This window comes from Streptococcus sp. (assembly GCF_041802885.1).
GTDB lineage: Bacteria > Bacillota > Bacilli > Lactobacillales > Streptococcaceae > Streptococcus.
Map to the genome: position 1 here is coordinate 18,464 of NZ_JBHCHN010000035.1, position 19,742 is coordinate 38,205.

19 protein-coding genes are annotated in these 19,742 nt (G+C 43.4%); 16 read left to right on the top strand and 3 right to left on the bottom strand.

Annotated features, from left to right (window positions below):
- The first annotated feature begins 25 nt into the window (after nt 1-25).
- Nucleotides 26-2,893 carry a pneumococcal-type histidine triad protein gene (locus tag ACEYCN_RS04755; RefSeq protein ID WP_373713152.1) on the top strand — a complete coding sequence of 956 codons (2,868 nt, stop codon included), beginning with the start codon at nt 26-28 and terminating at the stop codon, nt 2,891-2,893.
- Between the two features lie 96 nt (nt 2,894-2,989).
- Here the strand turns inward: ACEYCN_RS04755 and ACEYCN_RS04760 are convergent, their stop codons facing one another.
- On the bottom strand, nt 2,990-3,316 hold the full coding sequence (locus ACEYCN_RS04760) for a hypothetical protein (protein WP_373713153.1): 327 nt from the start codon (nt 3,314-3,316) through the stop codon (nt 2,990-2,992).
- Between the two features lie 134 nt (nt 3,317-3,450).
- On the opposite strand from ACEYCN_RS04760, the gene ACEYCN_RS04765 reads away from it, so the two are divergent.
- Nucleotides 3,451-4,197 carry a polyphosphate polymerase domain-containing protein gene (locus ACEYCN_RS04765; RefSeq protein ID WP_373713154.1) on the top strand — a complete coding sequence of 249 codons (747 nt, stop codon included), beginning with the start codon at nt 3,451-3,453 and terminating at the stop codon, nt 4,195-4,197.
- Nucleotides 4,198-4,222: 25 nt separating this feature from the next.
- Nucleotides 4,223-4,858 carry a DUF4956 domain-containing protein gene (locus ACEYCN_RS04770; protein ID WP_373713179.1) on the top strand — a complete coding sequence of 212 codons (636 nt, stop codon included), beginning with the start codon at nt 4,223-4,225 and terminating at the stop codon, nt 4,856-4,858.
- Nucleotides 4,859-5,281: 423 nt separating this feature from the next.
- On the opposite strand, the gene ACEYCN_RS04775 is transcribed toward ACEYCN_RS04770, so the two are convergent.
- Nucleotides 5,282-6,430: a cobalamin-independent methionine synthase II family protein gene (locus ACEYCN_RS04775; RefSeq protein ID WP_373713155.1), complete on the bottom strand. Its 1,149-nt coding sequence runs from the start codon at nt 6,428-6,430 to the stop codon at nt 5,282-5,284.
- Nucleotides 6,431-6,619: 189 nt separating this feature from the next.
- On the opposite strand from ACEYCN_RS04775, the gene ACEYCN_RS04780 reads away from it, so the two are divergent.
- The 13 genes from ACEYCN_RS04780 (at nt 6,620) to ACEYCN_RS04840 (ending at nt 19,392) form a co-directional block, all read left to right on the top strand.
- The gene (locus ACEYCN_RS04780; protein WP_373713156.1) at nt 6,620-8,452 is read left to right on the top strand and encodes a hypothetical protein; all 1,833 of its coding nucleotides are present in this window, start codon (nt 6,620-6,622) and stop codon (nt 8,450-8,452) included.
- Between the two features lie 2 nt (nt 8,453-8,454).
- A complete protein-coding gene (locus ACEYCN_RS04785) occupies nt 8,455-11,505 on the top strand; it encodes a TIR domain-containing protein (RefSeq protein WP_373713157.1) in 3,051 nt (1,016 codons plus the stop codon).
- A 99-nt stretch (nt 11,506-11,604) separates the two neighbouring features.
- Entirely contained in the window at nt 11,605-12,339 is a 735-nt protein-coding gene (locus ACEYCN_RS04790) for a hypothetical protein (protein ID WP_373713158.1), read from the top strand.
- Between the two features lie 121 nt (nt 12,340-12,460).
- Nucleotides 12,461-13,441 (top strand): ComEC/Rec2 family competence protein, encoded by a 981-nt coding sequence (locus ACEYCN_RS04795; protein ID WP_373713159.1) that lies wholly within the window; start codon nt 12,461-12,463, stop codon nt 13,439-13,441.
- Nucleotides 13,442-13,530: 89 nt separating this feature from the next.
- Entirely contained in the window at nt 13,531-14,049 is a 519-nt protein-coding gene (locus ACEYCN_RS04800; RefSeq protein WP_373713160.1) for an O-methyltransferase, read from the top strand.
- A 20-nt stretch (nt 14,050-14,069) separates the two neighbouring features.
- Nucleotides 14,070-14,546: an N-acetyltransferase family protein gene (locus ACEYCN_RS04805; protein ID WP_373713161.1), complete on the top strand. Its 477-nt coding sequence runs from the start codon at nt 14,070-14,072 to the stop codon at nt 14,544-14,546.
- 89 nt (nt 14,547-14,635) lie between these two features.
- Entirely contained in the window at nt 14,636-15,154 is a 519-nt protein-coding gene (locus tag ACEYCN_RS04810; RefSeq protein ID WP_373713162.1) for a hypothetical protein, read from the top strand.
- A 106-nt stretch (nt 15,155-15,260) separates the two neighbouring features.
- Nucleotides 15,261-15,674: a glyoxalase gene (locus tag ACEYCN_RS04815; protein ID WP_373713163.1), complete on the top strand. Its 414-nt coding sequence runs from the start codon at nt 15,261-15,263 to the stop codon at nt 15,672-15,674.
- Nucleotides 15,667-16,248 carry a TetR/AcrR family transcriptional regulator gene (locus ACEYCN_RS04820; protein ID WP_373713164.1) on the top strand — a complete coding sequence of 194 codons (582 nt, stop codon included), beginning with the start codon at nt 15,667-15,669 and terminating at the stop codon, nt 16,246-16,248. The genes ACEYCN_RS04815 and ACEYCN_RS04820 overlap by 8 nt, the downstream gene beginning before the upstream one ends.
- On the top strand, nt 16,241-16,996 hold the full coding sequence (locus ACEYCN_RS04825) for a DNA alkylation repair protein (protein ID WP_373713165.1): 756 nt from the start codon (nt 16,241-16,243) through the stop codon (nt 16,994-16,996). Before ACEYCN_RS04820 ends, ACEYCN_RS04825 begins: the two co-directional genes overlap by 8 nt.
- A 29-nt stretch (nt 16,997-17,025) precedes the next feature.
- Nucleotides 17,026-17,655 carry a GNAT family N-acetyltransferase gene (locus ACEYCN_RS04830; protein ID WP_373713166.1) on the top strand — a complete coding sequence of 210 codons (630 nt, stop codon included), beginning with the start codon at nt 17,026-17,028 and terminating at the stop codon, nt 17,653-17,655.
- A gap of 125 nt (nt 17,656-17,780) precedes the next feature.
- The gene (locus ACEYCN_RS04835) at nt 17,781-18,962 is read left to right on the top strand and encodes an MFS transporter (protein ID WP_373713167.1); all 1,182 of its coding nucleotides are present in this window, start codon (nt 17,781-17,783) and stop codon (nt 18,960-18,962) included.
- An 82-nt stretch (nt 18,963-19,044) separates the two neighbouring features.
- Nucleotides 19,045-19,392, top strand: a complete 348-nt coding sequence (locus ACEYCN_RS04840) for a hypothetical protein (RefSeq protein ID WP_373713168.1) — start codon at nt 19,045-19,047, stop codon at nt 19,390-19,392.
- Between the two features lie 106 nt (nt 19,393-19,498).
- Here the strand turns inward: ACEYCN_RS04840 and ACEYCN_RS04845 are convergent, their stop codons facing one another.
- Nucleotides 19,499-19,669, bottom strand: coding sequence for a DUF3042 family protein (locus tag ACEYCN_RS04845; RefSeq protein ID WP_373713169.1), 171 nt, complete (start codon nt 19,667-19,669; stop codon nt 19,499-19,501).
- Between the last annotated feature and the right edge of the window lie 73 nt (nt 19,670-19,742).

A 19,742-nucleotide genomic window follows, 5' to 3' on the forward strand; every position in this document is an offset into this window, starting at 1 on the left:
ATAAACCAGAAAATAAGGAGTAAACATGAAGAAAAAAATTGTTCTTGCTTCTGCGGCAACGATAACTTGTATCGGCTTAGCCAGTGCTTACGTGCTGAGTCAACACAGCAAAACTCAAGAAGCTAAGAAAGACAATCGTATCTCTTATGTAGAGGGTTATAAAAAATCTGCCAAAGACAATAGCAGTGTCAAAAAAGAGGAGCTGACACCAGATCAGGTATCAAAAAAAGAAGGGATTTCGGCAGAGCAGATTGTCATTAAAATTACGGATGATGGCTATGTGACCTTACATGGTGACCACTATCATTACTACAATGGAAGAGTGCCCTTTGATGCGATTATCAGCGAGGAACTCTTGATGAAAGATGCTAGCTATGTTTTCAAGCAAGAAGATGTCGTTAATGAAGTGAAAGATGGCTATATTATCAAAGTGAATGGTCAATACTTTCTGTACTTGAAAGATCCGCAGAAACAAAGCAATGTTAGAAGCAGCTCAATAGTAGCGAAACAACAGCAGGCGGCAGCAAGTCATCATGGTTCCAATGGACATTACCGTACAGATGATGGTTATGTGTTCAATGCTGCGGATATAGTGGATGATACAGGTGATGCTTACATCGTGAAACACAATGGGCATTATCACTATATTCCAAAGACAGCCTTGCCACCACACGATTTGCAGGCAGCTCAAGCCTATTGGAGTAGTTTAACAGCTGGGCAAAGAAAGAGAAAGTCTCAAATTTTGAAACAAGCTCCAGCAGAACCAAAGAAACCAAAAGTACAGGGTATTGGGCATACATCGGACGAAGAAACTCTGGAACAGCTTTTTAAACAACTCTATGCACTTCCTAAAAGTCAGCGTTACCATGAAGGAGATGGGTTGGTCTTTGATCCAAAACAAATTACCAAGATAACGGATTACGGTGTCGTAGTTCCACATGGAGACCATGAACATTTTATTCCTTTTTCTAAGCTTTCACCACTTGAAATCAAAATTTCAAAACTCTGGATGGCGACAAGGAATAAAAATGCTGATCCAAAGAAGCCTGCTGAGCCGAAGAAACCAGCTATACCCAAGGAAAAAAAACCAGAACCAGCACCAAAAGAAGAGCAGCCAAGTCCTGCGTTACAACAACTGATTGATCAACGAGTTGCCCAAATTATGGCACAATATCAGATTCCACGTGAGAAGATTATTGTTGACTGGAAGAATAACATGATTATCTATCCGCATGGGGACCACTATCATACTGAGCCTATTGACACTGGGAAACCCATTGGTGATCCGAAGAAGCAAGATGATGAAGAGGTAAAGACAAAGAAAGCCTACCTGGCAGCACAACTTGGAATTGACGAGACCAGTATTCAAGTCGTGGATACACCATACGGAAAAGCTTTAGTGTATCCACACGGAGACCATCAGCATTCTATTCTGCTTAAGGATATTGATACCTCTAAGCCATTTGACCCACATGGTCCTCAAGGAGATCCTCATGCCCATCAGAAATCTGGTATGGAGACCTTGAAAAAATTAGGGTTCGATGATGATATTATTCAGGATATTTTGCATGCTGTGGCTGATCAAGAATTTCCGGGAAATGAAACAGATCCTGAGAAGATGAAAGCTTGGCTTTTGACTGTGAAGAAGTTAAATATTGGACAAAATCCAGATCCTCTGACACGAAAAGGTCTGGATCTGATGCCAAATATTGAAATTTTGGGAATCGGTTTTACCCCCATTAAGGACCCAACACCCGTTTTGCAATTCAAAAAATTAAAGCAGTTGTGGATGACTAAAACCGGCATCACCAACTATGATTTCTTAAAAGATTTGCCCGAACTGGAAGGAATTGATATCTCACAAAATAATGTTTCTGACCTTTCTTTCTTAAAAGAATTTCCTAAGCTCAAGAGCCTTGCGGCAGCAGGAAATCAGCTGACGGATATTTCTGTCTTGAAAAGTTTACCGCAGTTGGAATCGCTCAATTTGGAACAAAACAATATCACTGATATTTCAGCGCTAAAAGAGTTGCAGCACTTGACTGCTGTCAGTTTGGAACAAAACCAGATAGAAGATGTATCGGCGCTTGCGAACAAACCGCAGTTGACGACTCTCTTCTTGTCAGGCAATCCAACCTTGAATGTTCATACCTTGAAAACAGAAAATGTTCGAGAATTGTACTTGAATAGCAACAATATTAAGAGCCTATCCTTCTTGAAAGATAATCTGGCCCTGACCAATCTGCAAATGGATCATAATCAGCTGACTTCTTTAGCTGGTTTGGAGGCCCTCCCGCAAATTGATAGCTTTTCTGCTAATAGCAATCAGATTTCCAGCTTGACCATTTCAGGAATACAAGGAACTTTGCAAACACTCAAACTGTCAGAAAATGGTCTCAAGAACTTGGAGGGAATCAATGCTTTTAGCAACTTGCAGACCTTGGAAGCAGCTTCTAATCAGTTGACAACTTTGGTCATTAAAGAAAAGAATCATACCCTGAAATACGTGGATGTTCGATATAACTTCCTTCCGCAGCATGAGTTGGAGTTGAATGACAAAGGTGTTCCAAAAGTATTGGCACAATTTTATCCAACTGTTGGAGGTGGGCAACTTGGCGGCCAGAAAACACCGAAAGTAAAGCCTGAAAAGGAACAGCTTACAGAAACTACTACAGTCACTGGGTCAAGTACGACAACTCGTGATATTACAACGATCACTGAGTCAAGGACAAGCACCACAAACTCAATAGGAAGTAGTACAACTACTGTTACTGAACCTGCGACAAGTATGCCTGCCACAACAACCATACCAAGGCTAGTAGAAGTACCAACTACTACGACAACAGTAAGGGAAGCAGGAGAAGCCGAGTCATCAGATAATAGAAGAGACTAGGGAACGGGTTCGCTGAAAAGTTTCCACTAAAGCTAGCTTATTCAAAAAACCAGGGATTTCTCTTAATTAGAAGCAGATTCCTGGTTTTTTATGTTTTTATTTTAAGTAAAAGGTTCCGATGTGAACCTGATCATATTTGTCGCTAACCGCTTCTGCGATATCCTTAAAAAGGCTGTGCAGCAGTTCAACTTTTTCTGGGGTTTCACGGCCGATATAGTCCAGGCTTCCTTCAATTTCCACAAAGAGACTGTGAAAGAGGTCGTTCATTTCTGTCAGCCTTTGGACCAATTCGGCATCATCTGCGAGAAAGTCTGGGACAGCCTGCAAATCAGCGCCATCATCAGAAATCAGGCTAATGGGAAAGGTTCCATATTCCAAACACAATTCATACATAGGATGTGCCCGCTTTCTTTTTTTCTTCATTCTATCATATTTCCCAAGGCCTGAAAAGACAGGCTTTAAGTTTTCTTTAACATTTCTTTCAGCTTCATTTAATTTTTCATAGCTATACTTTGTTTTGTAAATAAGACAAATCCAATCGGATGGGGGAAAACACAATGAAGACACAGAAGATTCAAAAACAGTTCAAGCGCAGAGAAGTCAAATTTATCATTGATAAAGAGACCTTTGCCCTATTTGAACAGGAATTGAGCCAGTATATGGTGGAAGACCAATTTGCCAAATCTACCATCAGTAATGTCTATTTTGATAATGACGATTTTGACATGATTCAGGACGCAATAGCTAAAAAGAATGGCCGCGAGAAGGTTCGGATGCGGGTCTATGATCAGCAGCCTTCCTTCCAAAGTCAGGCCTTCTTGGAAATCAAGAAAAAGATAGGGGGTGTGGGCTACAAGTACAGACTGACTTCGACACCTATTGCCATCGCCAACTATATCGAGCATTTTTCAGATCATTCCAATGTTCTGGATGCTCAGGTCTCAGCTGAACTTCAGTCTTTGATCAAGCGCTACTGCAAACTGAGTCCCAAGATGTACATCTATTATGATCGTTCCTCTTATCGGGGGCGGGATGATAGAAAACTTCGTTTGACCATTGACCAAAATCTCGTCTACCGAGATGTGGAAGTTCCTCTTCTGCACCAGAAATACGGATTCCCCCTCCTGCCCCATCATCTGATGATTATGGAAATCAAGATTCAGGATGCTATGCCCCACTGGTTGCAGGATTTGCTGGATAAATACCATTTGGAGCAGCAATCCTTCTCTAAATACGGTACTGCCTACCGATTGAACCAAGAAATGATGAAAGGAGTAGCCTTTGCAGACAGACTTATTCTCTAGTATTTTAACAACTACAACCAGCAGTATGACAGTCAGTCAAATTGGCTTGATCCTTGCGACCAGTCTGGTCCTTGGAGTAGTCCTGGCCATGGTCTACAAGTACCAAACCTTGCATACAAAGGAATTTGTCATCACCTTGACCCTGATGCCTGCTCTTATTGCCATCATTATTCTGCTGGTAAATGGCAATCTGGGAACCAGTGTGGCCGTTGCAGGAGCCTTTAGTCTCATTCGTTTTCGGTCAGCTGCGGGCAGTTCAAAGGAACTCCTAGCCGTCTTTCTGGCCACAGCCATCGGCTTGGCGACTGGGATGGGGTACTTGCTGCTTGCGGTAGCCTTTACCCTCATCCTGTCCCTCTTGATTTTCCTGCTGGAGCAGTCTCCCTTTGCCAAACCAAGTTCCAAGTACCGCTACTTGATTCTGACAGTTCCCAAGGAATTTGATGTGGACTATTTTTTCCAGACAAAAGGAAAGAATCTCTGTCAAAAGCATGAACTGGTCTCTCTTCAGTACAAAAAGAAAAAAGATGTCTTAGTTCTGGAATCCATCTTGGAAATGAATGACCAGACTTCAGACAAGGAACTGATGGACAAATTGCTCTTGGCAGGACCCATCGATGCCATTATCCACCAACAAATCCCTAAGAAAAAACGCCTATAAAAATGAGAGCGGGACAGAAATCGGTAATTTCGAAGAAATTCGATTTCGTCAACAAGTCTTTATTTCCAGTTGTTGAGCTGAAACAGTCTATCCCAAGACCTTGAACGATGGGAGCTGACTACCGTCAGCTGATATCTCCCACTTCAAAAGGTCTCCCAGACCTTTTGAACTCCCACCTCCGCATATCTCAAACTGTCTGGGAGACAGTTTGAGGTTGGAGATAAAGCGAACAAAGTTCGCATCAATCGTATAGGGCTGTAAAGGCTGATTTATCAGCGCATTTTGACACAAACTCCGTTTGTTATATCTCCAACCTTTAACAGTCCCCCAGACTGTTAAAGCCCACTCAACGACTGCGCTATAAGTATCAAAAACGAAAAAATAGAGTTTGGAACTACTTTTATCCCAACCTCTATTATTTTTTTATTCAGCAAAGAATTTTTCAGCGATTTCTTGGCCTTGTTTGATTTTGGCCCATTGTTGTGGGATGGCCAGCTCATTTCCTGAGTCACAAGAGGCAAAGCCACATTGGTGGGAGAGGAAGAGTCGCTCTTTTGGAATGATCTTGCTGGCTTCCTCCAAGAGTTTGTAGACCCGTTCTTCATCATCAAGGTCCGTTGTTTTTGAAGACAGGAGTCCCAAGACAACTTCTACATCCTTATCCTTGAGCGCTTCAAGAGCTACCAAGTCACCTGCACGCTCATCATCCCATTCCAGGAAGAAGCGGTCGTAGCGTTGGTCTGCCAAGAATTTCTTGGCGATAGCTTCGTAGGTTCCGCCTGCTGCGTGACGGCTTTCGTAGTTGCCGCGGCAGTTGTGGGTCCAAACGGTCAGTCCGATTTCATGGGCATAATCGGCCACTTCATTATTGATGGCAATAAATTCATCTGCCAGTTCAGCAAGTCCTGCATTGCCCTCTGGGAAGAAAGAGTTAGGATTGGTTTCGTCAAAGAGTTCCCAGAGGCAATCATCAAACTGGATAATCTTTCCACCAGCTTCCTTGTACTCATCCAAAAATTCCTTATAGGCCTGGATCAAGCCAGCTTTCAGTTCTTCTCTGGTCTTGTAAACTTGGTCTTCACCAGCAAGACCATTAAAAACAGTTAATTCTGTGTAAGCATGAGCTGGTCCATAAATGGTTTGCTTGGTGTCTTCACCGCCAGCTTCAGCTTTGACCAACTTATAGATATCTAGGAAGTGATGATTTTTACCTGAAAGGGGTTCTGTAATGCGGATACCGATATCCTTACGGGTTTCGTAGGTGCCGCCATCATGGTCTTTAAAGGTGTAACCGTGGTCAGCAATATAGCGCTCGATTCCTTTGAGACCCCAAAGGAAATCAAGATGCCACATGGAGCGACCAAATTCACCATCGGTCAGAATATCGATGCCCTTTTCTTTTTGCTCGGCTACAATCTGCTTGATATCAGCGGTCTCTGTTTCTTGATAGCCTGGAAGAGCATCATAGAAAGGATACTGAATATCATCACGGCTTTCAATTTCATCCTTGAATTTCCGTAGGTCCGCTGGACGTAGGAGTGAGCCAACTAATTGGAATTTTGATTTTGTCATCTGTCATACCTCTTTTTTTTGATGTCCCCATTGTAACCCAGATTTTTCCTTTTGAAAAATAGTTATTTTTAGGGGAAGGGTATAGACGAAAACTATAACAAGGATGTCGGGGGACTATGGAAACACTTTCTTTCCCTGGTAGTTTTTGATACAATAGTAAAAAAGTAATAGTTTGCTAGGAGAGAGACGATGAAAAAAGATACCCTGTTCTATTATTTTAAAAAATACCAATTCATTTTGTTTTTAATCAGCCTGGGGCTTAGTTTATATGGTAGTTATTTGGTTTACCATGGTAAGTATCCGCATCCCCTAAAGGAAGTGATGGTTATCCTCTATTCAACCTTTAAACTCTTCACCTTTTCACCGACCCAGTCTATCACGAGTCAATCTCCTTTGGTCTATGAATTGGCCATTTGGTTAGCACCGACATCGACAGTAATTGGTTTCTTTGCCATGTTTCAAAAGATCTATCTGTCCCTTAAGAATAACCTTTACCACCTCAAAAAATCAGAGATGATCATCATGGGGGACCGGGCCAGCAGCTTTGCCTTTATCAAAAATGTCTATAAGGAAAATCCTAAAATCCGGATTTCCTATCTGGTTGACAGGGCAGAAGAAGTAGATGAAGAGCCGTTTCATGATCTAAAGGTGGAAATTGTTAAACTGGACTTTAATCAGCCAGGTCAAAAAGTGAATGCTGTCACCTTTCGTGACAAGGGTCTGTATCGGGCCACTAAGCTGATCTCCTTTGAGAATGAGCCTAGCAATTATGGACGTTTGTTGGCGTTACATAGTATGTTGAAAAACCAGAAGATTAGCCAAAAGATTCAGGTATATTTGCAGGTCGAGGATCTTCGGATGCGAGAAATGGTTGAGCCAAAGCTGGATCAATTAGAATGCTTCGATATTCATTATTTTAAGATTGAGGATTTGTTGGTCAAATCTCTATTGGAACATTCCGGATTCAATATGGTGCCTCCTCAAACAATAAGGGAAAGCTGGGCTGGTAAGACCTTTAAATCCGCAGAAGAAATCGGTCAGGCAGTTGGGGCTTACCGGTTACTCATTGTAGGGTTCTCCAGTGTCAGCGAGAGCTTTATCGGTCAAGTGACAAATCTATTAACCCTCAATCCTTTTCAGCCATTACAAGTAACGATTGTGGATGAAAAAGTAGCGAAAAAGGTGGCTGATTTTATCGATTACCGGCGTGAAATCGCCAAGGTCGTGGAGCTAAAACTCCTTGAGTTACCAAATGGGTCAAGCCTACTGCAAGCAGAAGTAGCGAAAGAACACAGTCAACATCCCTATTCGGCTGTCCTTTTTGCCCATGAAGATAGCAAGAAGAATATCTTTAATCTAGATCGCCTAGCGGATATCTTAGTTGATGTTCCCTTTGCAGTATACGCTAAGGAAACTTTGGAAATTGTTCCGGTTATTGAGAGCTTATCTATCCGACATTCCAGTATCACCGTTTTTGGAGATAAAGACCGACTCTTGACCAAGGAAATCATCTTGGAAGAAAGTCTTTTGACAAATGCTAAGCGTTTCAACGCTAAGTATAATGCCACCATGTCTGAACTGATGACTTATCCAGCAGATGAACGGAGTCAGTCAGCTCAGTGGGAAAGTCTGTCCAGTGTAAAAAAGGATTCCAGCGCCTACCAGACTGCACATCGACCAACAAAAAAGATGATTTTGGAAAAATTTCTGGAAGTCTTGCCGGAGTTCGCAGATTCGACAGCAATGCTGGAGCAATGGCAGTCAGAGTTGGCTGATAAAACAGTCAGTCAACGTGTGGATTACATTGAAAGTCATCCGTTCCTAAACTATTTGACGGCCTTAGAGCACCAACGCTGGAATAATTTTTATTACATGCGAAATTTTGTTTTTGGACAGGAAAAGGATGAGATAAAGAAGACCCATGATTGCCTGATTGATGACTGGTCAGAATTTCTGGCCAGCAAACAAAGGGATAAGGCCATCTTTGATACAATTTCCACTCTGGACTTGAGGGAGGGTTAGCTATGGCGGAGGATTTTTTTGAAATGGAAGAGGCTGCTCAGGAATACCATGAGGATCAAGAGCAGTATAAGTATATTGCCTTTATCAGTTACCGGCATTTGCCTGTGGACATACGGGTTGCCAAAGCCATTCACACCATGATTGAAACGTTTAAGCTGCCGAAGGAATTTTATGTGGATGGCAAGCAACCTAAGTTTCGTGTCTTTCGTGACCGAGAAGAACTCTCAACCAGCTCTCTCTCTGAGTCCATTCAAGACGCTCTGAAGCATTCCAAGTTTTTGATTGTTGTTTGTTCCAAGCGATTCAATGATTCCGCTTGGTGCCAAATTGAGGTGGAGACCTTTATCAAATTACATGGCATCCACAGGGTCATCCCAGTTCTGATTGAAGGAGAACCTGAAGAATCTTTCCCTAAAGCCCTCCTACCAGATGGCTCAACTAGGCCATCTAGTGAGGAAATGACCAAGGATATCTTGGCTGCTGAATTGCGTAGTCCACAAGTTAAAAGTCCAAATTTTCCTGGTTTTGCCAGTCTAGAGAAGACCGATTCAGACCAGATCAATAAATTGGCTGATTTGGCCATCAAATGTCTCAAGGAAGAAAAATATCGTATTATGGCGGCGATTCTTGGCGTTTCCTATGGCGATTTGAAACAGAGGGACAAGGTCAGAAGGCAGCGACAACTCATACTCTTATCTAGCATTGTCTCCGCTAGTCTTTTGTTCTTCGGTATTTTTATGATTAATGCCTATCGCAGCGAAAATGCTGCTAAGCGCCAAACCATGCAGGACAAGGCCTACTTTATGTTGACGGAGGCCAATAACCTGGTAAAGGAGGGCAATCGCTTTAAGGCCCTGATGCTAGCAGAAAATGCTATGGAGGACATAGATAACAAGATGTCTGCCTATGATGACCTCAAAGAACAGCACCTTCATATCTTAAATGAGACGGTGGCTGGCTCCCAAATGGGCTATAATCGGGTGATCGAGACAGGGAATGAGTTTACCTTTTTGGATATCAATCCAAAGAATCAGACCTTTGTCGCAGGTTTGAATAATGACTCCATCGCCCTTTATGATATCCAGACGGGGAATCTATTGAAAACAGCCAGTGGCCATAGCCAGCAGGTTAAAATACTGACTTTTACCAATAAGGGAGATCAGCTGGTCAGCGGAGGTTTTGATGACGTTATCAATCTCTGGCAGGCAGATAATTTGAAACTCCTGGCATCCAAAAAGGCTCCGGGGAACATCATGCTGGCTGTTTATTCTAATGAGGATAAGAATCTGGAAGTCATCTATGATACATCCGAAGGCTACATCTATCAGCGTTATGACAGCAAAACTTTAGAAGAAGTTGGAGCTTCCATGCCTCTGCGCTCCAATGTTCGACGAATCACATTTGATAAAAAAGGCCGGTTTATGTGGGTTCTTTACGATACGTATGTAGAAAACCAGTCCCTCATCAAATATGACCTGGAAAAAAGAACAGAAGCACTGGCTTTTCAGGACAGAGTGATTGATGGGCAAAGATTTTCTTACGCCGACATGAAAGGCAGTGAGGATCATCGCTATATTTATACCCGGGCAGGGGAAGGTCTTCTTAAGATAGACATGGAAACAGATAAAATCTTGTTTCAAAATGACCATCTTTTCAAAACATCCCTTAACGAAGGGGCCATGGCTTCTTCTGATGATGGGCAGTTCTTATACATTGTGGATAGTTTAAATATTCGTAAGTTAGACTCCAAGACTGGAAAAGATATCTTAGAAATATCAACCGGATCAGTCAGAATCAAGCAAATAGAGGTTTCGAAGGATGGCCAATCCCTGCTAGCTCTCAAAGAGAATGGAGACCTTCTCTTCATTCGAAACGATAAGGTCGTTTCGACCATTCCGAATACTGGTAAGGCTGGTCTGGACTATATTTTCATGACTCCGGATGGCAAGAATGCCTTGGCTCTGTCGCTCCAGAATCAAGAAATCAAACTGCTCAATCTTCAATCCAGTGGAGAAAAGGAAGTAGAGGATGGTCAGCTGGTCACCGCCTCAAACAATGGCCGCTATGGCTTGCTTTATCAGGAAGGACAATTTTTCCTCTTGGATGCCAATCGTAAAAAAATAGTGAAAGAAATCCAGCAGGGAATCTTGTCACAAAATGCTAGCTTTATTCCTAGCTATGCTGGCTATGTCTTATCCAATAACGGCCGCTACCTGACTACCCCTCTTACTAGTGAAGACGCTCAAAATAAGATAGGGATCCTAGATACTGAAAATGATAAAAACCACATGACGATCATCATTGATCGCACATCATATCGAATGGGTTTTAGCCCCGATTCCAGCCAACTGTTTGTCACCACAGCTAATGGACAAATTACCTTTTATGATTTAAAGAAAAAGAAACAAGCAAGCCAGCTGAATATTGACAAGGGTGGTTTAGCCAATATCTTTGTCAGTGCAGATGGTGGCTACTTTGTAGCCCAATATACAGAAGCCATTTCAAAAGTTTACGATTTGAAAACCAGGCAAAAAGTTGCAGACATTCCAGGTGTCATCGTTTCCATGGACAAGGGAGAAGATGGCAAAACGAGGATTTTTTCTCTCTACAACAATATCGGCTCCAGCTATCATGATTTTAAAAAGACGGGTACAGATATCAACTTTTCAAATCAATTGGATCAGTTGGGAGAAAGTGGCAAATTCCAGCATGATTTTCATGTGCAAAAACAACTCCTCTTAACGATTCGCGTCCAAGGAGATGCATATCATGCCTACCTCATCAATTTTACAACAGGCAAGTTGATGCAGCAGTTTGCCTTTCATAGTTCGGCCTATCCTATGAATGGCTTTATTTCCGAAGATGGTCGGCATGTCTACGTGGACAACTATTACGGTCACAATATCAAAGAGTCAGAGCAGTACCAATTTTATTCGACCTATAGGCAGTTCACTCTTCAAGACTACGATGCTTTGTTAAAGAAATCTCAGAATACAACTCGGGAGATTCAGTTGTCGGAGGAGGAAAAAAAGAACTTAAATATGGCTGATTGAGACAGCCGACCAAGCAGTAAATGGACAAGTTTACTGCTTTTCTCTTAAATAAGGTATAATGGAAGAAAGTAGTATTCGAGAAGAAAAAAGGAGAAAACCATGCGCGACAATCATTTACACACCCACCATTCCTACGATTCCGATGCTGATTTTAAGGATTATCTGGAAAACTACGAGGGAGAATTAGTGACCACCGAGCACTTTGACCTGTCCAATCCTTATAGCAAGCAGGATGATGTGCCTGATTATGAGGCCTATTCGGAAGAAATCGCTGCGCTCAATGCCCAGTATGGCAACCGCATCAAGCGGGGTATTGAAATTGGCTATTACCAGCCGCGAGAAGCAGATATTCTCAGCTTTTTGGCCGACAAGGACTATGATTTAAAGCTATTGTCCGTCCATCATAATGGGGTCAATGATTACCTGGATGAAGAAGTGGCGGATATGGACAAGGATGCCATCATGCAGGAATACCTGGACAAGTTAGAATATGCCATCGGGCGTGTGGAAGCAGATGTCTTGGCTCATTTTGACTATGGTTTCAGGCTTTTTGATGTCACTGTGGAAGAGTTAAAGGCATATGAACCCCAGCTCCGCCGCATTTTCCGAAAGATGATTGACCATGATCTGGCCTTTGAGCTCAATAGTAAGTCCATGTACCTCTATAACCACGAGCACCTCTACCTCTATGCCCTTAGCCTGGTCAAGGAACTGGGCTGCCACAAGTACTCCATCGGATCCGACGGCCACAAACTCGAACACTTCCGCCTCCAATTCGACCGCATCCAGCAAATCCTGGAGGAGCATGGGATTGGAGAAGGGGAGTTGCTGTGATGTGAGTAGCGATTCGCTAAGAAAAGGAGAGTCCATTATCATTCAGAACGAACAGTCAAACCGCAACAGCCTTAGAATCCCTATATTTATCCTATTTTTTACTATCTTGTTCTTTTTGGTGGTGCTTTTTCGTAGTACTGTCAGAGATAGTGCGGCCAGACAGCTGGAAGATAGGGTCTACGTTTTGAGCCGGTCGGGTAAAAATTCCAATTTTGTAGTGGTTGAGAGCAATGGTAAATTTGGATTGATTGATGCCGGCAGTGCCAATTTTTCAAAAGAAGTTGAAACAGATAAGGCTTTTCTCAAAGCTCTTGGGATCAAGCGTTTTGAATGGGTTTTCTTAAGCCATTTGGATGGTGACCACACAAACTATATTGATGAGAACATACCTGATTTACAGGGCGAGAGAAATGCCTGGATTTTAAGTCAGTATGAAATTGGCAGAGTCATTCTAAAGAATCAAGATCGTTCCTATGGGGTCAATGTTAAAAACACTTATTTGAATCTGGTTTCTACCTTGAATTCTAAGGACATTCCCCATGGTTTTGAAGAATCATTTCAGTTAGGGGACTTTGCATTTCAGGTATATAATCAGGACCCACCTTCTGACAATGAGTTGAACATTTATAAAAAACAAATGGCTTCAGGTCAATCTATTTCCATCGATCAAAATTTAGAAAGTTTGGGCCTGGTTGCTGAGAAAGATGGTTATAAAATGTACTTTGCAGGGGATATTATCCTCTGGGATGAAGTTAAAACCTCTAAAGAAGTAGGTGCTGTTGATGTTCTGCTAGTCGGACATCATGGCAATGTGGATGGTTATAGCCAAGAAGGGCTGTCCTATCTCCAACCAGAGGTGGCTATTGTCAGCGGAAGCCAAGAAGAGTTAAACAGAAAAGTGACCTACCAGGACGAAACCTTTATTGTTAAAAATCGTTTGTTTCGCTATCTAGGTTCGAGCGATGTTTATATTTCAGGAATAGATGGTACAACAACAGTGGATTTTACCCAAACTGAAAAGGGAATCCAGGTGTTTACAACTCAGAGAATATCCAACATTGTACATGAAGATAATCAGGTGGTAACGTCCATTCAGGAGTAAGATACAAATAAAGGGAGAAATAGATGACTACCAAGCATTTGTAGCAGTATGAACTACCAAAAATTATCGAGAAAATTCTGGAGGAGAGTTTGGCTCTTGGCTTTGATATGTCTTCGGAGCCTTTGACGGGCTCTCTCTTGAAAACCTTGTCTGCCAGCAAACCAGGTGGAAACTTTTTAGAATTAGGTTCTGGGACTGGGCTTTCAACCTCGTGGATTTTGTCGGGTATGGATCAGGCTTCCAGCTTAGTGACGGTTGATTACGAACAGGACCTGCTGGGCATTTTAAAGCGTCATTTGGGACAGGACCAGCGCTTGGAGGTCATCTGTCAGGATGGGGATGACTTCATCGCCTCCCTTGAGGGACGCCAATTTGACTTTATTTTTGCAGATACCTGGAGTGGCAAATACCGCCTTCTGGATGAAACATTGGCGATGGTCAAAAAAGGTGGTTTCTATATCATTGACGACACGTTACCTCAGGACAACTGGCCAGAAGGTCATGAGGAAAAGGACAAAGATCTCATCGTCTACCTAGAAGGGCACCCGGATTTTCGTGTGACCCAATTATTCTGGGCTAGTGGCCTGATGATTTTGGTGAAAAAATAAGAACAAAATGGAGGTCAAGCATGCTGATTCGGCAAATGAAGGAGGAAGAATATCCCCTCTTGCAAGATTTTCTCTATCAGGCCATATTTGTACCTGAAGGGGCTGAAATGCCAGACAGAAGTATTCTCCAATTACCTGAATTGCGGCATTATTGGGAGCAGTTTGGTCAAAAGGCTGGCGATTTGGCTTTTGTGGCAGAAGTTGAGGGTCAAGTTGTCGGGGCTGCCTGGGTACGGCATATCCGTGATTATGGCTATGTAGAGGATGAGATGCCTTCGCTGACCATCTCTCTCTTGGATGCCTACCGTGGTCAGGGGATTGGCAGTCAGCTTTTGGATGCCCTCCTTGCTGCTCTGAGAAAGAAAAAAGTGAAGGGCGTCTCCCTGTCCGTCTCAAAAGCCAATCCTGCTTATTTTCTCTACCATAAACTTGGTTTTCGTACCCTTCGTGAAAACCAGGAGGATTTTGTCATGGTCTTGGAACTTTCCAAAAAATAGGGAAAAAACAGATGGTTTGCTTCCTGTCCTCTTGCTTTGACTTTTCAAAGAGCTTATAATAGTTTTGAAAATATGAAATGGAGCAGGAAATGCAGTTCTTGAAAATCGTAAAAGCCTTGCCCCTGATTTTGATTGCAGGGGCCTTTATTTATTTGTCTATCTATATTTGCTTGGACAATGGGGCCTGGGCTTATTTGGCGGCTCGTTTGATGGGATTTGATGAAAAGTATGCCAGTAATATGGAGTGGCTTGTCATTGCAGTCCAGTCACTCATTTTTACCTCTGACTGGTTTTATGGTCGGATTAGGGCCTTTCTTAACAGGCGTTTGGAAAAATCAAGCGGCCTCAATCACCAAATCTATTTAGGCTACAAGGTGGGGATTGAGTGCCTGATGGCCTTGCCCAAGCGGACCATCTTATTTGCCTTTTACCTCTTGCTCATCATCGCAGAAAATCTCGGCCTGATTGCCAGTGCCAAGGATTACACAGCTGTCATCGTCTTTATCATTGCCGTGGATCGGGTGACCAAGATCTGGCCGGAGGAAAAAAGGCGCTTTAAGGAATTCAGCCAGAAAATCAGAAGGCGTATTAAGAGCGTGAATACTTAGGCTGGGATTTTTCTCAGCTTTTTTAGCAAGTTGATTGCATACATACAGAATGTATGCTAAAATAAAGAAAAACACATACAGGATGTATGTATTGAGGAGGAAGAAGATGTTAAAAAGTCTATACCCTGTTATCATGACTCAGAATGTGGCTGTTTTACAGGCCTTTTTCATAGATTATTTTGGTTTTGAAGAGACCTTTGTATCGGATTGGTATGTCAGTCTTCGCTTGAAAGAACATGAAATCGCCTTTCTGGCTTCAGACCATGAAACCATCCCGCAGGGGTTTAGGCAGGCTGCCCAAGGCATTTTGGTCAATGTTGAAGTAGAGGATATCACAGACATTCATGAGAGAATCCAGCAAGACAGACCGGATTCCATTGTGTTAAGTTTGCGGGATGAGGAGTTTGGCCAGCGTCATTTTATCGTGGCTATTGATGGTTTGCTTATTGATGTGATTCAAGAAATTGAGCCATCTGACAGTTTCAAGGAGCATTTTCAGGAGGCTTTTTACCATGAATAAGAAAATGGAAGCCAGTCAAGCGACCATTGGTCAGCTGATAGCAGTGTCCAGAACCTTGTTTGCCCAAAAAGGCTACAATCAGACATCTCTGGAAGAAATTGTGGACCAACTTGGCATGACCAGAGGGGCCCTCTACCATCACTTTAAAAACAAAAAAGATTTGTTCAGGGCTGTTCTCCTGCAGATTCAGGAAGAAATCGGCCAAAAGGTAGCAGAGGAAGCAGACAAAACAGACGACTTGTGGGAACAGTTGCTTATCGGCTCTGTGACCTTTGTTAAAGAGGCCTGCAAGCCTGATATCAAGCAGATTTTGCTGCTTGATGGCCCCAGTGTCATCGGTTGGCAGGATTGGCGTGAAATGGATGAAGCCAATTCCCAGTACCATTTGCAGCAGCAGATTGAGCTTTTACAAGAAAAGGAAATCTTGCAAAGTTATGACTGCCGGGCCATGACGGCACTTATTTCCGGCGGGCTAAATGAACTGGCCCTTTATTTGGCGGAGCAGGAAGTTGTCGGTTTAGATTTGGACGACCTGATCAGAAGGCAATTAGAAGGGTTCAAAAAGCATGGCTAAAAAATTAAAAGATTATTATGATGAGGCCTTTTTGGATGACTTGACGGGGAAAATTGCCTCAGCCTATCCAGACTTTGATAAGGTAGTCTTTAAAAAGACGGTCATGGATCAGCTGGAAAGTCTGGACTTCAGTCCTAGGCAGGTCTTGATTGCGGAGGCACTTAAAGCCCATATTCCTCTGTCCTATCGGGAAAGTTTGGGCATTTTTGAACAGATTTTAGGTCCAGAGTTGGAGACCAGTGTCGGCATGTTTACGGAAGGTTACTGGCTCTGGCCCATTGGCAAGTATGTGGAACTTTACGGACTGGATGATTTTGAAGCCAGCACGGCCTTTCTTAAGGAACTGACCAAGCAGCATACAGGTGAATTTGGAATGAGGCAGCTCCTGCTGCGCTATCCTGAAAAAACGGTGGCCCTAGCCAAGATCTGGTGTCAGGATGAGGACAATAAGGTGAGGCGCTTGGCCTGCGAGTGTCTGAGAATTGCCCTGCCCTGGGCTAAAAAGACGACCATTGCTCTGGACTATTTTGACGATTATGTCTGGATTCTGACCAGCCTCAAGGATGACGAGGACAAATCCATCCAAAAAAGTGTCGCCAACAATCTCAATGATTTGTCAAAAGCAGACATGGACAAATTCAAGGATATTATTGATTCCTGGACAAAAAACAAGGCCGTCAGTCCAGCCTGCCAGTGGATTATCAGGCACGGGTCCAGGAGCATTCGAAAAAAGCAGAGCCAGGCATAATATGATAAAATGAGAAAAAGGAGCATACCATGTCTATTGAAATTCGCAAGGAAAGGCCAGCTGAATACCATGCTGTTGAAAATCTGGTGCGGGAGGCTTTTTGGAATGTTTATCGGACAGGGTGTTCGGAACACCTGATTCTGCACCAGTTGCGCCAGCACCCCAATTATCTGGAAGACCTGTCCAGGATTCTCTTGCTGGACGGTCAAATTGTGGGGCACATCCTCTTTAGCAAGGCCCAGCTTCGCCATGAAAAAACGGGAGAAGTCAAAGAAATCGCCATTTTTGGCCCCTTTGCCATTCACCCAGATTTTCAAAAACAGGGGCTGGGAGAAGTTTTGGCGCAGACAGCCATTGACCAAGCCAGAGAAGCGGGGATTTCCCATTTGGTCATCTTTGGCCATCCTGCCTACTATCCAAAATATGGTTTTGTCACAGCCAGTCAGCTGGGTATTTATCTGGAGGGGCAGGATAAGGAAGAGGTTCTGGACTTTGTCCTGGCCTTAGACCTGCAGGGAGATGGCTCTATCTCACTGGAAAATGGCCCTTGGCTTTATACGGATCCCGATGGCTATCAAGTGGATGAAGCCACCCTCGAAGACTTTGATAAAAACTTTCCGTCCAAGCAGAAAGAAAAGCGGCCAGGGCAGTTAGAGTAGGGGATGAAATGAAGGGAGGTGACCCTGTGCAGAAAAGGATGGAACAGGAGGAGACTCATTTCAAAAAAACACTTTGAAACATTCAATCATTTACTCCTTGGCAAAACTTATGCTATACTAGATTTATGAAAAATAAAATAAATAACAAACAAACCTTCTTTTTAATAGTTGGAATCATGATGATGGGGACCGTTATGCGGGTCCCATTTACTGCGATTCCAGCAGTTTTGACGGATATCGCAGCAGGGCTGGGAGTCTCCGTCAGTGACTTGGGGATTTTAACCTCTCTGCCCCTGATGATGTTTGCCCTCTGCTCTTCCTTGGCTCCTGGTTGGGCGGCTCGTTTGGGTCTGGAAAAACTCTTGGGCTTGGCCCTAATCGTCATGACCTTTGGCTCCCTGGTCCGCATTGTCGGAGTACCGGGCCTTTATCTGGGAACCCTGCTAATCGGCATCGCGGTGGCTACCATCAATGTCCTCTTGCCTAGTTTGGTATCCGTGCATTTCCCACTTAAGGTTGGGCTCTATACCACTATCTATATCACCATGATGGGGCTGGCAGGAACGGTTGGTTCAATGGTAGCCGTACCGATTGTGGAAGCCAGCTCCTGGCAGACCTTTATCATCCTCTTGACCCTCTTTGTTGGCCTGGCGGCCCTCATCTGGTTGCCCAACTGGCGCTACAATCATCGTTTTGAACAAAGTTCCAAAGCGACCAAGCAAGGATCCCTTTTGAAAAACAAGGCGGCCCTTATCTTCCTACTCTTTGGAGGTTTGCAATCCCTGCTTTTCTATACTGAGATGACCTGGTTGCCAACCATCGCCCAGTCTGCTGGTCTGTCAAAAGCAGAAGGGGGACTTTTGGCGGGAATCTTCAATCTGATTAGCATCCCCGTTTCTATGGTCATCCCCTCTCTTATTTCACGGTTGACCAATCGTCAACGGGCCTGGTTTATGTCTGGCCTCTCCCTGCTGACTGTCCTTGGTCTGGTCTTGATGGCCTTTGCTCCAGCAAATTTTGCCCTTTGGATGGTCATCAGTCTTCTCTTGGGCCTATCAGTTAGTTCACTTTTCCCTTACATGATGCTGAGCTTTACTCTAAAGACCAGCGATGGTCAAGCAACTGCCCGCCTGTCAGGCATGGTGCAGTCAGGGGGCTATCTCCTGGCCTCAGTTGGTCCTGTCCTGCTAGGGTACAGCTTCCCCATTTTTGGGACATGGCAGCCTCTGATTTATGCCCTCCTGGCAGTAACCATCGTCATGATTGCCTGCATTTTTTCCATTGAGAAGCACGATACAATCTTGTAAAAGCCAATTTTGGCTTTTTTTAATACCTTTCTTGAAGGAAGGATGAAAAAGCGATAAAATAGAGCTAGAAAGGGGTGTTTATATGAACTGTTCAAGATTTGAAAAAAACATTATTGCCAGTCCTATTTTAGTTAATTTAGGCCTATCCTTTGCCTTGATGCAGCTTGATATTTATCTCCAATCCAGTACCCTCAACGTCTTACTGGCCCTTCTGGCCATGACCTTTTATCCCATTTTTGCAGGCCTGGTTCTCCGGTCTAAAGCAGCTTTGGGGCTCTTTCTTATCTCCCACATCATCACAGCCTTGCTGGCTATTTTTACCATTTACAATGACTCAGCCCTTATTTATCTCTGTGTCTCCCTGGGACTTTTTGCGGTAACAGTGTGCATTTCTAGGATTCTTAGGAAAAAGTCCCCATCAGTACAATGATGGGGAGCTTTGTAACAATCACGGTCACTGTCCGTGATAAATGCTAAGAACCTTATGAAATTTCAAAAAAATCCCTGACTCATCTGAATCAGGGATTTTCTTAATCTTAGTGGGCGATGCGGCGGCGGGCAGCCTTCTTGCGGTTTTCTTCAATGAAGGCTTCCTTCTTTTCTTCCGGTTCAATGATGATTTTTTGAATCGCGTAAATTGCACCAGCAGTAGCAGCAACAGTTGAGAGAACTCCGGTCAGGAATCCTTTTCCAAATCCTTTAGCCATAGTCGTTTTCCTTTCTTTCCTAAATGTGGGCAAAAAGCCAAATCAAGGTTCAATGCTTCCAAGGGCCAGAAAA

Bases quoted from the DNA above. Each gene is read 5' to 3' on its own strand.
- ACEYCN_RS04755 (WP_373713152.1), top strand. From the start codon at position 26: ATGAAGAAAAAAATTGTTCTTGCTTCTGCGGCAACGATAACTTGTATC.
- ACEYCN_RS04760 (WP_373713153.1), bottom strand. From the start codon at position 3,316: ATGAAGAAAAAAAGAAAGCGGGCACATCCTATGTATGAATTGTGTTTG.
- ACEYCN_RS04765 (WP_373713154.1), top strand. From the start codon at position 3,451: ATGAAGACACAGAAGATTCAAAAACAGTTCAAGCGCAGAGAAGTCAAA.
- ACEYCN_RS04770 (WP_373713179.1), top strand. From the start codon at position 4,223: ATGACAGTCAGTCAAATTGGCTTGATCCTTGCGACCAGTCTGGTCCTT.
- ACEYCN_RS04775 (WP_373713155.1), bottom strand. From the start codon at position 6,430: ATGACAAAATCAAAATTCCAATTAGTTGGCTCACTCCTACGTCCAGCG.
- ACEYCN_RS04780 (WP_373713156.1), top strand. From the start codon at position 6,620: ATGAAAAAAGATACCCTGTTCTATTATTTTAAAAAATACCAATTCATT.
- ACEYCN_RS04785 (WP_373713157.1), top strand. From the start codon at position 8,455: ATGGCGGAGGATTTTTTTGAAATGGAAGAGGCTGCTCAGGAATACCAT.
- ACEYCN_RS04790 (WP_373713158.1), top strand. From the start codon at position 11,605: ATGCGCGACAATCATTTACACACCCACCATTCCTACGATTCCGATGCT.
- ACEYCN_RS04805 (WP_373713161.1), top strand. From the start codon at position 14,070: ATGCTGATTCGGCAAATGAAGGAGGAAGAATATCCCCTCTTGCAAGAT.
- ACEYCN_RS04810 (WP_373713162.1), top strand. From the start codon at position 14,636: ATGCAGTTCTTGAAAATCGTAAAAGCCTTGCCCCTGATTTTGATTGCA.
- ACEYCN_RS04815 (WP_373713163.1), top strand. From the start codon at position 15,261: ATGTTAAAAAGTCTATACCCTGTTATCATGACTCAGAATGTGGCTGTT.
- ACEYCN_RS04820 (WP_373713164.1), top strand. From the start codon at position 15,667: ATGAATAAGAAAATGGAAGCCAGTCAAGCGACCATTGGTCAGCTGATA.
- ACEYCN_RS04825 (WP_373713165.1), top strand. From the start codon at position 16,241: ATGGCTAAAAAATTAAAAGATTATTATGATGAGGCCTTTTTGGATGAC.
- ACEYCN_RS04830 (WP_373713166.1), top strand. From the start codon at position 17,026: ATGTCTATTGAAATTCGCAAGGAAAGGCCAGCTGAATACCATGCTGTT.
- ACEYCN_RS04835 (WP_373713167.1), top strand. From the start codon at position 17,781: ATGAAAAATAAAATAAATAACAAACAAACCTTCTTTTTAATAGTTGGA.
- ACEYCN_RS04840 (WP_373713168.1), top strand. From the start codon at position 19,045: ATGAACTGTTCAAGATTTGAAAAAAACATTATTGCCAGTCCTATTTTA.
- ACEYCN_RS04845 (WP_373713169.1), bottom strand. From the start codon at position 19,669: ATGGCTAAAGGATTTGGAAAAGGATTCCTGACCGGAGTTCTCTCAACT.